This is a genomic window from Marinobacter denitrificans (genome assembly GCF_008795955.1).
Lineage (GTDB): Bacteria > Pseudomonadota > Gammaproteobacteria > Pseudomonadales > Oleiphilaceae > Marinobacter > Marinobacter denitrificans.
In genome coordinates, this window is record NZ_VMHN01000003.1 from 38,357 (window position 1) to 51,143 (window position 12,787).

A 12,787-nucleotide genomic window follows, 5' to 3' on the forward strand; every position below is an offset into this window, starting at 1 on the left:
TGATGGAAGGAGAACGAAGATGGCAGTTGGTCCAGGCACCTTGCCGACATTTTTTCCGGTTGCCGGCGTCCGGCTGGGCATCGGTAGCGCCGGCATCAAAAAGCCGGGCAAAAAGGATCTGGTGGTTATTGAGCTGGCTCCGGGCAGCCGTGTGGCGGGTATCTTTACCCGTAACCAGTTCTGCGCAGCGCCGGTCCATATTACCCGTCGCCACCTCACCAGTGACGCCCCCCGTTACCTGTTGATCAACACCGGCAATGCCAATGCCGGTACCGGGGAGCAGGGCATGAAGGACGCACAGGCCTGTTGCCAGGCGCTGGCAGAGCGGGCCGGCGTGGCGCCCGGGGCAGTATTGCCGTTCTCAACAGGCGTTATTGGTGAGCCACTGCCGGTGGATAAAATCATTGCTGCCCTGCCGCAGGCGTTGAAGGACGTTTCCGAATCACACTGGGCGGAAGCCGCCTCCGGGATCATGACCACAGACACCCGGCCCAAGGGCGCCACCCGCCAGATTGAGCTGGATGGCCACAAGGTGTCCATTTCCGGTATCAGCAAGGGGGCAGGGATGATCCGGCCCAACATGGCGACCATGCTCGGGTTTATTGCAACAGATGCAAAGATTGCCCCGGACGTATTGTCATCCTTGGCCTCGGAGCTGGGGGAGAACTCCTTCAACCGCATAACCATTGACGGCGACACCTCCACCAACGATGCCTGCATGCTGATCGCCAGTGGCCAGTACGGCGGGCCGGAGATCACCGCTGGCAGTCCCGGCCTTCCGGAACTCACGGCGGCGCTGAAAGAAGTTTTCCTTGAGCTGGCCCACGCCATTGTCCGGGACGGAGAGGGGGCCACCAAGTTTGTAACCATTGAGGTGAGCCGGGCAGGTTCCGTCCAGGAGGCCCTGGACGTCGCCTACACCGTCGCTCACTCACCCCTGGTCAAGACTGCCCTGTTCGCTTCCGACCCCAACTGGGGGCGAATCCTGGCGGCTGTAGGCCGTGCTGGCGTGGAGGAGTTGGACCTCAGCGCGCTGGAAATATGGTTGGGGGAGGTCTGCCTGGTGCGCAACGGTGGTCGTGCAGAAGACTACAGCGAATCCAGGGGGAAGGCAGTGATGGATGGCGAGGAAATTACCATTCATATCGACCTCAAACGTGGTGATGTCATGGAGCGGGTCTGGACCTGCGACTTTTCCCACGACTATGTCACCATCAATGCTGAGTACCGTACCTGACCATGACGGCTGTGCGGGAAATACACGTTGCGGTGGGAGCCATATTCCGTAACGGCAAAGTGCTGATCGCTCGGCGTCCGGATCATGTTCACCAGGGCGGGTTGCTGGAATTTCCCGGCGGAAAGGTGGAGGCCGGTGAAAGTGTTCAGCAGGCGCTGGTGAGGGAAATCCGGGAAGAGACAGGGTTGCGAATTGCCCCGGGCTCCCTGGAGCCCCTTATTGAAGTTCGCCACGACTACGGTGACAAGCAGGTGTTTCTTGACGTCTGGTTGACATCATCCGCTGAGGGCAATGCAGAAGGTTGTGAAGGTCAGGAGATTCGCTGGCTCGATGTCCGTGAGTTGGCTGATGCTGACTTCCCGGCCGCGAACCGGCCGATTATCCGCGCGCTACAGCTGCCCCGACACTATGCCATCACTGGCGCTGCGGATAACGAGGATACCTTTCTCAAAAGGTTGCAGGAAAGCGGAGGAAAGAGTGGTACAGAGCTTTGTCTGCTCCGGGCGCCAGAGTTGAGCGAGGACGCATACGCCCTGCTCGCCGATAGGGCTCTGGAGCTCTGCCAGGCCGGCGGTTTCATGCTGATGTTGCACGGTTCTCCGTCCCTGGTCGAACAGTTTCCGCGGGCTGGCGGAGTTCATCTTCCCTGGCGTGTGGCTCGACAGCTTTCCGCCCGTCCTGTTCCGGAGAGTTACCTGCTGGCGGTCTCCTGTCACGATGAAAAAGAAATCGCCCATGCCATCCGGTTAGGGGCAGACTTCGTTACTCTTGGTCCGGTGAAACCCACGCCCTCCCATCCGGGAGTGCCCGGTATTGGCTGGCGCCGTTTCCGCGAACTGGTCGCTGCCGCAACGGTTCCCGTTTACGCCCTGGGCGGGCTCTCTCTGGCCGATATGGCTGAGGCTCGCGGTGCTGGTGCGCAGGGTGTTGCCGGCATCAGCTTCTGGTGGTCAGGCGTCTGATATTGATCAGGCTGCAGAGCCTGTTGCCTCTGGTATGATAGTCACGATAACACCCACCCGATGATTCCCTGGAGAGATTGTGAGCAAACTGACGCATCTTGATGAAAAAGGCGCCGCACGGATGGTAGATGTGACGTCCAAGGCGGTGACCGAACGAGAGGCCAGGGCCGAAGCCCTGATCAGGATGGCGCCTGAAACCCTTGCAATGATCGTAGAAGGGCAGCACCCCAAGGGTGACGTGTTGGCAGTGGCCCGGGTAGCCGGCATTATGGCGGCCAAGAAAACCCACGACCTGATCCCTTTGTGCCACGCGCTGAACCTGACCTCGGTGAAAGTTGAGCTGACGCCGGGTGAAGATGGTGCGTCGGTCCATATTGCCACCTTGTGTAAACTCTCGGGGCAAACCGGGGTTGAGATGGAGGCTCTCACAGCAGCCAGCGTTGCCGCACTGACTCTCTACGATATGTGTAAAGCGGTTGACCGCGGTATGGTGGTGGATAACATCCGCCTGTTGGAGAAGAAAGGCGGCCGCAGTGGCCATTGGTCCGCTTCAGGCTCCGGTACGTAAGTGCTGTATACACCAGCGATTCCGGAGGAATGACCGTGCAGAGACTACGCCAGGAAGGTGGCCACGTGATAGAATGCGCGGCCCGATTGACTGAACCACGAGGAAGCACTGTGGCCGTTCGTTACATCCAGACATGCCGGTTGCCTACCCCTTTCGGCGTTTTCGACATGCACGGTTTCGAGGAACCGGACACCGGGAAGGAACATGTGGCGCTTACGCTGGGTGATCTTGACAGCCCCGAGCCGATGCTGGCGCGCACTCACTCCGAATGCCTGACTGGTGACGCGCTCTACAGCATGCGTTGTGATTGTGGTTACCAGCTTGAAGAAGCGCTGCGCAGCATTGCCCGTGAAGGTCGTGGCATCCTGATGTACTTACGTCAGGAGGGCCGGGGTATCGGCCTGTTGAACAAGATCCGTGCCTATAATCTGCAGGATCAGGGCGCGGACACGGTGGAAGCCAACGAACAGCTTGGGTTTGCCGCTGACTTGCGGGATTACAGCATGTGCCGGGATATGCTTGAGCATCTGGGCATCAGCAGCCTCAGGCTGATGACCAACAATCCCCGCAAGGTAGACGCGCTGACGGACCTGGGTATCGAAATCGCGGAACGGGTGCCGCTGCATGTGGGGCGCAACCCCCACAACGAGCATTACCTGAATACCAAGCAGAGTAAACTCGGACACTGGTTCGAGACCCATCAGGATGACGATCCGACCGTCTGATTACCGCTAGCTGACTGCTTACTTCACTGCCTTGAGCGACTGACTGTATCTCATTCGCTCCCGGCGGCCTTCGATAGCTTTCTTGATCCCTTCGGCGTCCAGGCCACAGGAAGACAGCAGTTCACCATGTTTGCCGTGGTCGATGAAGGTATCCGGTAGCCCGATCTGCAGTACCGGCTGGCTGACATCGTGGCTGTTCAGGAACTCTGTCACCGCGCTGCCGGCGCCACCAGCAATTGCATTTTCCTCGACAGTGACCAACAGTTCGTGCCGTTCCGCCAGTGACAGAACCAATTCTTCATCCAGCGGTTTAACAAAACGCATGTCGGCCACCGTTGCGCCGAGTGCTTCGGCCGCTTCCAGTGCCGGCGTGAGCAGGGTGCCAAAGTTCAGGATGGCAATGTCTGTGCCTTCCTTTATCAGCCGCCCCTTGCCGATGGGCAAGGATGCGAGCTCCCGGATAATCTCGGTGCCAGGCCCGGTCCCCCGGGGATAGCGAACCGCTGCAGGCCCTTCGAACAGCATTCCCGTATGCAGTAGCTGTCGGGTTTCATTTTCGTCAGACGGTGTCATCACAATCATGTTGGGGATGCAGCGCAGGTAGCTGATATCGAAAGCACCGGCATGGGTGGGGCCGTCCTCTCCCACCAGGCCTGCGCGATCAATGGCAAACAGTACATCCAGATTCTGTATGGCCACGTCGTGAATCAACTGGTCATAGGCGCGTTGCAGGAACGTGGAGTAGATGGCAACCACTGGCTTGGCGCCGTCACAGGCGAGCCCGGCGGCCAGGGTAACTGAGTGCTGCTCGGCAATGGCGACGTCAAAATACCGGTCCGGGAAGCGTTGGGAAAATGCCAGCAGATCGGAGCCTTCACACATGGCGGGGGTGATGCCAACAATGCGTTCATCGGCTTCAGCGGCGTCACACAGCCACTGGCCAAAGATATTGGCATACTTCGGCCTGGATGGTTTGGGAGTCACCGGCTCCGGCTTGGTGGGTGGCACCGGCTCGATCTTGTTGATGGCATGGTAACCAATGGGGTCGGCTTCAGCCGGCGCAAAACCCTTGCCTTTGGTTGTTACTACGTGAAGGAACTGAGGCCCGTCCAGCTCGCGGATATTCTCCAGCGTTTCCACCAGCAGGGGCAGGTCGTGGCCGTCGATGGGGCCGATATAGTTGAAGCCGAGCTCCTCGAACAGGGTGCCTGGAGCAATCATGCCCTTGAAGTGTTCCTCGGTCTTGCGGGCGAGTGCCATCAGGTGGGGCGTGCCCTGTAGCACCCGCTTGCTGCTGTCGCGTACCTGGTTGTAGGTTCGGCTCGCCAGTAACTTGGCAAAGTAGTTCGACAGCCCTCCGACATTGCGGGAAATGGACATGTCGTTGTCGTTGAGGATCACCAGCATATCGGCGTGCAGGTGGCCGGCGTGATTGAGTGCCTCAAAGGCCATTCCTGCAGTCATGGCGCCATCGCCGATCACGGCGATGCTCTTGCGGCCCGTCCCCTGCATGCGAGAGGCGATGGCCATGCCCAGGGCAGCACTGATAGAGGTGCTGGAATGTCCCACGCCAAAAGTGTCGTATTCGCTCTCGGCCCGTTTCGGGAAACCCGCCAGCCCATCCTTGCGGCGAATGCTGTTCATGCGCTCACGCCGACCGGTGAGGATCTTGTGGGGGTAGGCCTGATGCCCTACATCCCATACCAGGCGGTCTTCGGGAGTGTTGAACACATAATGCAGGGCAACGGTCAGTTCAAGAACCCCGAGGCCGGCACCAAAGTGCCCTCCGGTTTGTCCTACGGACCACAGCAGGAACGCGCGCAGTTCCCTTGCCAGTTGAGTGAGCTGGTCGTCTGCCAGCTCACGCAGCTGTGCGGGAGCATCAATCCTGTCCAGAAGCGGCGTGTTGGGCCGTTTTGACGGGATTTCCTTGAAAGTATATGTATCCTGCATCTGCTCGGGTCTTTTCCGGGTGGTTCAAATTATGGGTTCTATTATAGGGGATGAAGGAACCCGGTTTCATACTGATTGGGCCAGACAGGCTCCACCAGCCCTTCATCCTGACTACCAGTGTGCACGCCAGCGCCGTGATGGTTCAATGGGTGCGGGCAACCACATAGCCGGCCATGTCCCGGAGTATGTCGCCTTCCTTGCCAAAGCCCTCCAGGCTAGACAGTGCCGAGTCCAGCAGCTGGGACAGGTAGTCCCTGGCGCCCGTGGTGCCGAGCAGCGAGGGGTAGGTGGGCTTGGCGCGTGCCAGGTCCGACCCCTGGGGTTTTCCGATAACGGTGGTATCCCCCTCAATATCCAGCAGATCATCCTGTACCTGGAAGGCAAGCCCCAGGGTTTGTGAATAAACGGTAAGGGCTGCCAGTTGATCTTCACTGACATCGGGGGCGGTCAGAGCACCCATCCGCACACTGGCAGCAATCAGGGCCCCGGTTTTGTGGCGGTGCATCTTCTCCAGCTCACCGATTGTCAGGCTTTTGCCGACCGACTCCAGATCTATGGCCTGGCCGCCCACCATACCGAGATGCCCGCTGGCACAGGCCAGCTCCCTTATCATCGCCAGGCGGACCTGGTCGTTCAGCCCCGGGGCTTCCGCCAGCCAACCGAATGCCAGGGTCTGGAGGGCATCACCGGCGAGAATCGCCGTGGCCTCGTCAAAGGCGATATGAGTTGTGGCGCGACCCCGCCGTAATTCGTCGTCGTCCATGGCAGGCAGGTCATCGTGAATCAGCGAATAGGCATGTACCAGTTCCAGGGTGCAGGCCGGCACAATCGCGTTTTCCTGCGGCTGACCCAGTGCTGAAGCTGCTGCCATGCACAGGGCGGGGCGAATACGTTTACCGCCGCCGAGGACGCTGTACCTCATGGCCTGCTGCAGGCGATCGGAACCATCGCCGGTGACTGATAGCTGGCGCTCCAGTTCTGTGTCGATTCGCTTGCGGCAACCTTCCAGAAATGTTGTCAGACGGGTATTCGGTGCTGGCATCAGGCAGGTTCGTCCGGGGTGAAAGGTCTTGTTTCCAGGGTGCCGTCGCTGTTTTCCACCAGCTGTTCCACGCGCTGTTCCGCTGTCTTGAGCGCCTGCTGACACTCGCGTGTGAGCTTTACCCCCCGCTCGAATGCTGTCAGCGACTGCTCCAGGGACAGTTCTCCCTGTTCCAGGTCACGGACCAGTTTTTCCAGCTCATCCAGGGACTTCTCAAAGTCGGCAATAGACGCTGTGCTTTTCTCACCGGCCATACAGGGCCTCCGGTTGCTTCGCGGAATTTCGCGGATTATATCAAAGCTTCAGGCCAGCCGCTGCCAGCAGAATGCTCTGGCATCCTCCTTTTTGCCCTTCGGCCCCCAAACCTGCTCGGTCACGCGAATCTCCCCGGAGGCACTTACGGTTACAACTGTAGTGGCACGGGTACCGTAATCACTGCCAATAATGAAAGGGGAAGAGAGAAAACGCTCCGTCTCCCGGTCTACTCCGGTGTCTGGCAATAGATGGTCAGGAGCGGGCGTCGTGTCCTGAAGCTGGGTTATCAGGTTTTGATGGAGTTCTTCCGTGGTGGCGGAGCTGGCTTTCTCAAGTAGCCCTGAAACCGAGTTCCTGAGCCGGAGCAGCTTGGGCCAGGGCGTTTGCAGCAGATGATTGCTGAGCCCATAGGTACCACGGTGAACATGGCGGCCAGGGTGGGCGTCCCGATTACTGAAATACCAGCCATGTTGGGTATTCAGGTTAACCAGGTTGAATCCGGAGTATCGGCTCTTCTGTTGCTGGAGCCGGGATTCCAGAGCGTCACTCTCCTGGGCAAGAGCCAATAATGGAAGCTCCCCGCGGGAGTTAGTGCCGGGAGCTTGCGAGCCTTCCCGTACATTGGTCACTGCCGAAACCTTGCCATCGGTGTCAACGGCAAGCCAGGTGCCGCCGGACAGCAGGTCGCGACCCGCAAGAATCTCTCTCCCGGCGGTTTCGCTGGTCCACCAGTCCATGGACGCGGTAGGGCGGCGAAAGAACTCATCACGATTTGCGGCCACCACCAGTGGGAAATCGGAATGCTGGCGCAGAGAAAAAACAATCAGGCACATGGGTGGGCTCATCCGTCGCGAGTGAACAAAGGTGCGTCGGTGTGTATCATACCAGCCTGTTTTGTTCTCTGCGTGTGGTTGAGTATGACCCTGATTGCGGTAATTGGTCTTTATCTGGCGCTGGGCGCCCTGGCGGGCACCATGGCGGGCCTTTTCGGTATTGGTGGCGGGCTGGTGATCGTGCCGGTTCTGATCTTCAGTTTTGGTTTGCAGGGAATCAGTACTGAAATTACCGCGCACCTGGCTGTGGGAACCTCTCTGGCGACCATCGTTTTCACATCGATGAGCTCCATTCGCTCGCATCACCTCCATCAGGCGATTCGCTGGGAGATTTTCCGGCCAATGACCGCCGGTATCGTGATAGGTGCCATGGTTGGCGCCTGGACCGCGTCCATGCTCAGTGGCGATGCCCTGGAACTGATCATCGGTGTGTTTGTCATTCTGGTGGCGCTGAAAATGCTGCTGCAGGTCAATCCGAAACCCGGCCGCGACGTGCCCGGGCCGGCCGGCCTGGGCGGTGCTGGCGCAGGAATTGGCTGGGCCTCTGCGATCTTTGGTATAGGCGGCGGTACGCTGACGGTGCCTTTTCTGAGCTGGTGTAACGTCCGCATGCAGCAGGCGGTGGGCACCTCCGCCGCCTGTGGCTTGCCCATTGCCGTGGCGGGCGCGCTGACGAACATCGGCACCGGCTGGCAAAACCCGCAGTTGCCGGATCTCAGTGTGGGATTCATCTACCTGCCGGCGTTTCTGGGGATTGTCCTCACCAGCGTATTGTTCGCCCGGGTAGGTGCCAACCTGGCACACCGCCTGGACGCCGCGTTACTGAAAAAAATCTTCGCCATGGTGCTGATCGTGGTGGGTATCCGTTTTCTGTTATGACCTGAGAGGTTATTGATGCTCCAGCATCCACAAATCGATCCGGTGGCTATTTCCATCGGCCCGCTGAAAGTGCATTGGTACGGCCTGACCTATCTGGTTGGATTTCTGGTGGGTTGGTGGCTGGGGCGTATCCGTGCCCGCAAACCCTGGTCTCCCATTAACGAAGCCCAGATGGGCGACATGCTCTTCTACATCGCTCTGGGTGTCATACTTGGCGGACGCTTTGGCTATGTGATCTTCTACAACTTCGGGGCCTTTGCCTCCGACCCATTAATGCTGTTGCGAGTCTGGGAGGGGGGAATGTCCTTCCACGGCGGCCTCTTGGGCGTCATGTTTGCCATGTGGTGGTTTGGCCGTAAAGTGGACCGCACATTCTGGCAAATTGCGGATTTTGTCGCGCCGCTGGTGCCGGTCGGCCTTGGTGCCGGACGTATCGGCAACTTCATCAATGGCGAACTCTGGGGCAAGCCCACGGACCTGCCCTGGGGCATGGTCTTCCGCACGGCCCCCGACGCGCTGGCAAGGCACCCGTCCCAGCTGTACCAGTTCGCGCTGGAAGGGGTGGTATTCTTTATTATCCTGTGGTGGTTTTCCTCAAAACCCCGGCCCCGTATGGCGGTGTCTGGCCTGTTCCTGATGTGTTACGGCATTTTCCGCTTCCTGGTGGAATTCGTACGCCAGCCCGACCCCCAGCTTGGCTACCTGGCCTTCGACTGGCTGACCATGGGGCAGGTTCTGTCGTTCCCGATGATACTGGCGGGCGCCGGACTGATTGTTTTCGCTTACCGGAGAAACGCTGAATGAAAGCTTATCTCGACCTGATGAAAGACGTGGTGGACAACGGCACGGACCGTGGCGACCGCACCGGTGTCGGCACCCGGTCCGTGTTTGGCCGCCAGATTCGCTTCAACCTGCAGGAAGGCTTTCCTCTGGTGACCACCAAGAAAGTTCACCTGCGCAGCATCATTCAGGAATTATTGTGGTTCCTGCAGGGCTCTACCGACAACACCTGGCTGAAAGAACGCAACGTTTCCATCTGGAACGAGTGGGCCCTGGAGAACGGTGATCTGGGCCCTATCTACGGCAAACAGTGGCGCAGCTGGCAATGCCCGGACGGCAGCACAGTCGACCAGATCAGTGACGTGATCGAGCAGATCCGTAACAAGCCCAACTCCCGCCGGTTGATTGTCTCCGCCTGGAACCCGGCCGAACTCCCTGACGAATCCATCGGCCCCCAGGACAATGTCCGCCAGGGCCGAATGGCACTGGCCCCGTGCCACTGCCTGTTCCAGTTCTACGTCTCCGACGGCAAGCTCTCCTGCCAGCTTTACCAGCGCAGTGCCGACCTGTTTCTGGGCGTACCGTTCAACATCGCATCCTACGCTCTGCTGACCCACATGATCGCCCAGCAGTGCGATCTGGACGTTGGCGAGTTCGTTCACACTTTCGGTGATTGCCACCTGTACCAGAATCATCTGACCGACGACATCGTGTTCGAACAACTGAAACGGGAGCCGCGGGCGTTGCCTCAACTCGTGATCAAACGGAAGCCTTCCTCGATCTTTGAGTACGAGCTGGAGGATTTCGAGTTTGAGGGGTATGCCTCTTATCCTGGGATTAAGGCACCTATTGCGGTTTGACCTTTTGGCCTGGTTTCCGGCCCTATGGTTTTGGGGGCTGCAGGTCAGCGGGTGGGGCTTTCAGGAAAACGCCTCAAGACGTCCGTGTGCGGCTTGGGCTCCGCCATCCCTGGCTCCGCACATTTCCTGAAAGCCCCACCCGCTGCCCCGCGACCGAACATCAGAGATCGATTATCCGGAAGATTAGGTCAGCTTGGGTCGCCGGTTTTGATTTACGCTAAACAATTGCTCTACCCGTAGTAGTCATGGATCAGCCGACTGAATTGTCGAATCGCGAGAGGGCGGGAAGACGTGTCCAAAAATGTGCGGAGCCATGGATGGCGGAGCTCAAGCCGCGCATGGATGCCTTGAGGCGTTTTTTGGACACGTCTTCCCGCCCTCTTGCAGCCCCCGAAACCCCGAGGGCCCCGGATCCGGGCAGCTCTCAAGCAAGAGGACAAGCAATCAATGAGGAAAGCCCTGATAGTGGCCATGTCCCAAAACCGGGTCATTGGCCGGAACAACAAGTTGCCATGGTATCTGCCAGGGGATCTGAAGTACTTCAAGCAGGCCACTATGGGTAAGCCCATTATCATGGGGCGGAAAACCTGGGATTCTATTGGCCGGCCATTGCCCGGGCGGATGAACGTGGTGATTTCACGGAATCCGGAATGGGAAGCACCTGCTGGAACGGTGGCTGCGAAGTCGTTAGACGAAGCGCTGGTCAAAGCCGAAGCTCAGGCGGAGATTGAAGGCGGGGAAGAAGTAATGATTATCGGTGGCGGGCAGATTTACGCAGAAGCCCTGCCGATGGTGGACCGGATCTACATTACCCAGGTGCACGCAGAGGTAGAGGGGGACGCATTCTTTCCGGAAGTGAACTGGGGGGAATGGGAAGAAATCGGACGGGAGGATTTCTCCGCGTCCGATAATAACCCTTACGATTACAGCTTCGTCGTCTATCAGCGCCTTAGTCAGCCCTGAGTGACTGGCTCAGGCCTGACGGGGCGGGCGTTTTCCGGCGGGCTTGCCACCTTTACCCGGGGGCTTGCCCTTCGGGCCGGGGCCGCCGCGGCCCTTGGGGCCTTTCTTGAAGCCCGGTTTGTAACCCGGCTTGCCACCTGGACGACCACCGCCGCCGCCTTTGCGATCCCTGCGTGGGGGTGCAGTGGCTGAAATCTCCGGCAGGGCCTCTGGCTGCTCCAGCGGCAATGAGCCGGGCTGGGACGCTTCCAGCCAGCAGGCCAGGGCGCCGGCTACCATGGCGGTGTCCATTTCATTGCGCTCGGCAATCTCATCCAGCAGCGCCATCGCTTTGGCAAGCTTGCCATCTTCAGCAAAACCCAGCAGTTGTGTTTCAAACTGCTCTTCACGCATCTTCTTGAGTTCAACGGGCGAGGGCAGCTGATAGGATTTCATCGGCGAGTTGGTGGCGCGCTCCAGGGTGCGCAACCAGCTGCGCTCACGGGGAGTGACCAGCAGAATCGCCTTGCCTTCGCGACCCGCGCGGCCGGTGCGGCCAACCCGGTGGATATAGGCTTCCGTATCGTAGGGCACGTCGTAGTTGATAACATGGGTAATACGTGGCACGTCCAGGCCGCGCGCGGCGACGTCCGTTGCCACGATGATATCTTTCTTGCCGCGCCTGAGGTCTTCCACCGTCTGCTCGCGCTGGCGCTGGTTCAGATCGCCGTTCAGCGGCGCTACCGCATGCCCGCGGGCTGACAGCTTTTCCGCCAACAGCGTGGTTTCCGCTTTGGTGCGGACAAAGACAATGGCGGCATCCAGCGGTTCTACTTCCAGAATGCGCGTCAGGGCGTCCAGTTTGCGTTCGGCATAAACGGGCAGCACATACTGCGAAATACGCTCAACCGTGCGGGTTTCGCTCTCGATTTTTACTTCTGTGGCATCGCGCAGATAGGTCTGGGCGACTTTCTTGATCTGCGGCGGCATGGTCGCGGAGAAGAGGGCGCGCTGACAGTTTTCCGGAGTTTTCGCCAGAATGGCTTCCACGTCATCAATGAAGCCCATGCGGAGCATTTCATCGGCTTCGTCGAGCACCAGGGCTTTGAGGCTGTCCAGCTTCAGGGTGCCCTTGCGCAGGTGGTCCAGCATACGGCCCGGAGTGCCCACGATTACCTGGGCGCCGCGGCGCAGGCCTTTGATCTGAGGGAAGAAATCCTGGCCGCCGTAAATCGGCAGTACATGGAAGTTACGGAATTTGCTGGCGTAGGTGGTAAACGCTTCGGCCACCTGGATGGCCAGTTCCCGTGTGGGCGCCAGCACCAGGATCTGGGGCTCCATAAGCGAGGCATCAATGCGGCTCAGCAATGGCAGCGCAAAGGCAGCGGTCTTCCCGGTGCCGGTCTGGGCCACGCCCAGCAGATGCTTACCGGCCAACAGCGCAGGAATGGTCTGGGCCTGTATGGGAGAAGGTTTTTCATAGCCGACGGCGGCAACAGCTTCAAGGACAGCTGGATCCAGGCCGAGTTCGGCAAAAGACAAGTCAGACATTAAAGTACTCGGAATTCGAAGGGTAGAGCATTGCAATGCAATGCATGATGTGGCGGGGATTATAACTGGTTTCTTGAGTCTTTAACACGGCTAATGCCGGCGGTGCTGTAGGTAGTTGCCGGCTTGCCGGCGCCGACAGTTGCGTTACTGGCGGATATTCGGCAATCTCCGGATTGAGTCGGATAGGATGCTAATAAGGC

The 12,787-nt window shown here is 59.2% G+C and carries 13 protein-coding genes; 8 read left to right on the plus strand and 5 right to left on the minus strand.

Features of this window, described 5'->3' with window-relative positions; all coding sequences use genetic code 11:
* Positions 1-19 precede the first annotated feature (19 nt).
* The 4 genes from argJ (at position 20) to ribA (ending at position 3,492) form a co-directional block, all read left to right on the plus strand.
* The gene (argJ, locus tag FO268_RS12280) at positions 20-1,237 is read left to right on the plus strand and encodes a bifunctional glutamate N-acetyltransferase/amino-acid acetyltransferase ArgJ (RefSeq protein WP_150993433.1); all 1,218 of its coding nucleotides are present in this window, start codon (positions 20-22) and stop codon (positions 1,235-1,237) included.
* Between the two features lie 2 nt (positions 1,238-1,239).
* Positions 1,240-2,199 (plus strand): Nudix family hydrolase, encoded by a 960-nt coding sequence (locus tag FO268_RS12285; protein ID WP_150993435.1) that lies wholly within the window; start codon positions 1,240-1,242, stop codon positions 2,197-2,199.
* A 79-nt stretch (positions 2,200-2,278) separates the two neighbouring features.
* Positions 2,279-2,767, plus strand: coding sequence for a cyclic pyranopterin monophosphate synthase MoaC (gene moaC / locus FO268_RS12290; protein ID WP_150993437.1), 489 nt, complete (start codon positions 2,279-2,281; stop codon positions 2,765-2,767).
* A gap of 110 nt (positions 2,768-2,877) precedes the next feature.
* Positions 2,878-3,492, plus strand: coding sequence for a GTP cyclohydrolase II (gene ribA / locus FO268_RS12295; protein ID WP_150993441.1), 615 nt, complete (start codon positions 2,878-2,880; stop codon positions 3,490-3,492).
* 18 nt (positions 3,493-3,510) lie between these two features.
* On the opposite strand, the gene dxs is transcribed toward ribA, so the two are convergent.
* The 4 genes from dxs to FO268_RS12315 form a co-directional block, all read right to left on the minus strand.
* Entirely contained in the window at positions 3,511-5,445 is a 1,935-nt protein-coding gene (dxs, locus tag FO268_RS12300; protein WP_150993443.1) for a 1-deoxy-D-xylulose-5-phosphate synthase, read from the minus strand.
* 142 nt (positions 5,446-5,587) lie between these two features.
* The gene (locus tag FO268_RS12305) at positions 5,588-6,487 is read right to left on the minus strand and encodes a polyprenyl synthetase family protein (protein WP_150993445.1); all 900 of its coding nucleotides are present in this window, start codon (positions 6,485-6,487) and stop codon (positions 5,588-5,590) included.
* Positions 6,487-6,741, minus strand: coding sequence for an exodeoxyribonuclease VII small subunit (locus tag FO268_RS12310; protein WP_137437402.1), 255 nt, complete (start codon positions 6,739-6,741; stop codon positions 6,487-6,489). The genes FO268_RS12305 and FO268_RS12310 overlap by 1 nt, the downstream gene beginning before the upstream one ends.
* 48 nt (positions 6,742-6,789) lie before the next feature.
* Entirely contained in the window at positions 6,790-7,575 is a 786-nt protein-coding gene (locus FO268_RS12315; protein ID WP_150993447.1) for an NRDE family protein, read from the minus strand.
* 84 nt (positions 7,576-7,659) lie between these two features.
* On the opposite strand from FO268_RS12315, the gene FO268_RS12320 reads away from it, so the two are divergent.
* The 4 genes from FO268_RS12320 to FO268_RS12335 all read left to right on the plus strand — a co-directional run bounded on the left by FO268_RS12320 (position 7,660) and on the right by FO268_RS12335 (position 11,057).
* On the plus strand, positions 7,660-8,454 hold the full coding sequence (locus tag FO268_RS12320) for a sulfite exporter TauE/SafE family protein (RefSeq protein ID WP_150993449.1): 795 nt from the start codon (positions 7,660-7,662) through the stop codon (positions 8,452-8,454).
* A gap of 15 nt (positions 8,455-8,469) precedes the next feature.
* Positions 8,470-9,258 (plus strand): prolipoprotein diacylglyceryl transferase, encoded by a 789-nt coding sequence (gene lgt / locus FO268_RS12325; RefSeq protein ID WP_150993451.1) that lies wholly within the window; start codon positions 8,470-8,472, stop codon positions 9,256-9,258.
* Positions 9,255-10,094, plus strand: a complete 840-nt coding sequence (locus tag FO268_RS12330; protein WP_150993453.1) for a thymidylate synthase — start codon at positions 9,255-9,257, stop codon at positions 10,092-10,094. The genes lgt and FO268_RS12330 overlap by 4 nt, the downstream gene beginning before the upstream one ends.
* 447 nt (positions 10,095-10,541) lie before the next feature.
* On the plus strand, positions 10,542-11,057 hold the full coding sequence (locus FO268_RS12335; RefSeq protein WP_150993455.1) for a dihydrofolate reductase: 516 nt from the start codon (positions 10,542-10,544) through the stop codon (positions 11,055-11,057).
* Positions 11,058-11,066: 9 nt separating this feature from the next.
* Here FO268_RS12335 and FO268_RS12340 read toward each other — a convergent pair whose 3' ends face one another.
* Entirely contained in the window at positions 11,067-12,587 is a 1,521-nt protein-coding gene (locus FO268_RS12340; protein ID WP_150993457.1) for a DEAD/DEAH box helicase, read from the minus strand.
* Positions 12,588-12,787: the final 200 nt, after the last annotated feature.

What these genes read in the sequence shown, in the direction of transcription:
- FO268_RS12305 (WP_150993445.1), bottom strand. Translation starts at nt 6,487, where the DNA reads ATGCCAGCACCGAATACCCGTCTGACAACATTTCTGGAAGGTTGCCGC.
- FO268_RS12330 (WP_150993453.1), top strand. Translation starts at nt 9,255, where the DNA reads ATGAAAGCTTATCTCGACCTGATGAAAGACGTGGTGGACAACGGCACG.
- lgt (WP_150993451.1), top strand. Translation starts at nt 8,470, where the DNA reads ATGCTCCAGCATCCACAAATCGATCCGGTGGCTATTTCCATCGGCCCG.
- FO268_RS12335 (WP_150993455.1), top strand. Translation starts at nt 10,542, where the DNA reads ATGAGGAAAGCCCTGATAGTGGCCATGTCCCAAAACCGGGTCATTGGC.
- FO268_RS12285 (WP_150993435.1), top strand. Translation starts at nt 1,240, where the DNA reads ATGACGGCTGTGCGGGAAATACACGTTGCGGTGGGAGCCATATTCCGT.
- FO268_RS12310 (WP_137437402.1), bottom strand. Translation starts at nt 6,741, where the DNA reads ATGGCCGGTGAGAAAAGCACAGCGTCTATTGCCGACTTTGAGAAGTCC.
- argJ (WP_150993433.1), top strand. Translation starts at nt 20, where the DNA reads ATGGCAGTTGGTCCAGGCACCTTGCCGACATTTTTTCCGGTTGCCGGC.
- dxs (WP_150993443.1), bottom strand. Translation starts at nt 5,445, where the DNA reads ATGCAGGATACATATACTTTCAAGGAAATCCCGTCAAAACGGCCCAAC.
- FO268_RS12320 (WP_150993449.1), top strand. Translation starts at nt 7,660, where the DNA reads ATGACCCTGATTGCGGTAATTGGTCTTTATCTGGCGCTGGGCGCCCTG.
- FO268_RS12340 (WP_150993457.1), bottom strand. Translation starts at nt 12,587, where the DNA reads ATGTCTGACTTGTCTTTTGCCGAACTCGGCCTGGATCCAGCTGTCCTT.
- FO268_RS12315 (WP_150993447.1), bottom strand. Translation starts at nt 7,575, where the DNA reads ATGTGCCTGATTGTTTTTTCTCTGCGCCAGCATTCCGATTTCCCACTG.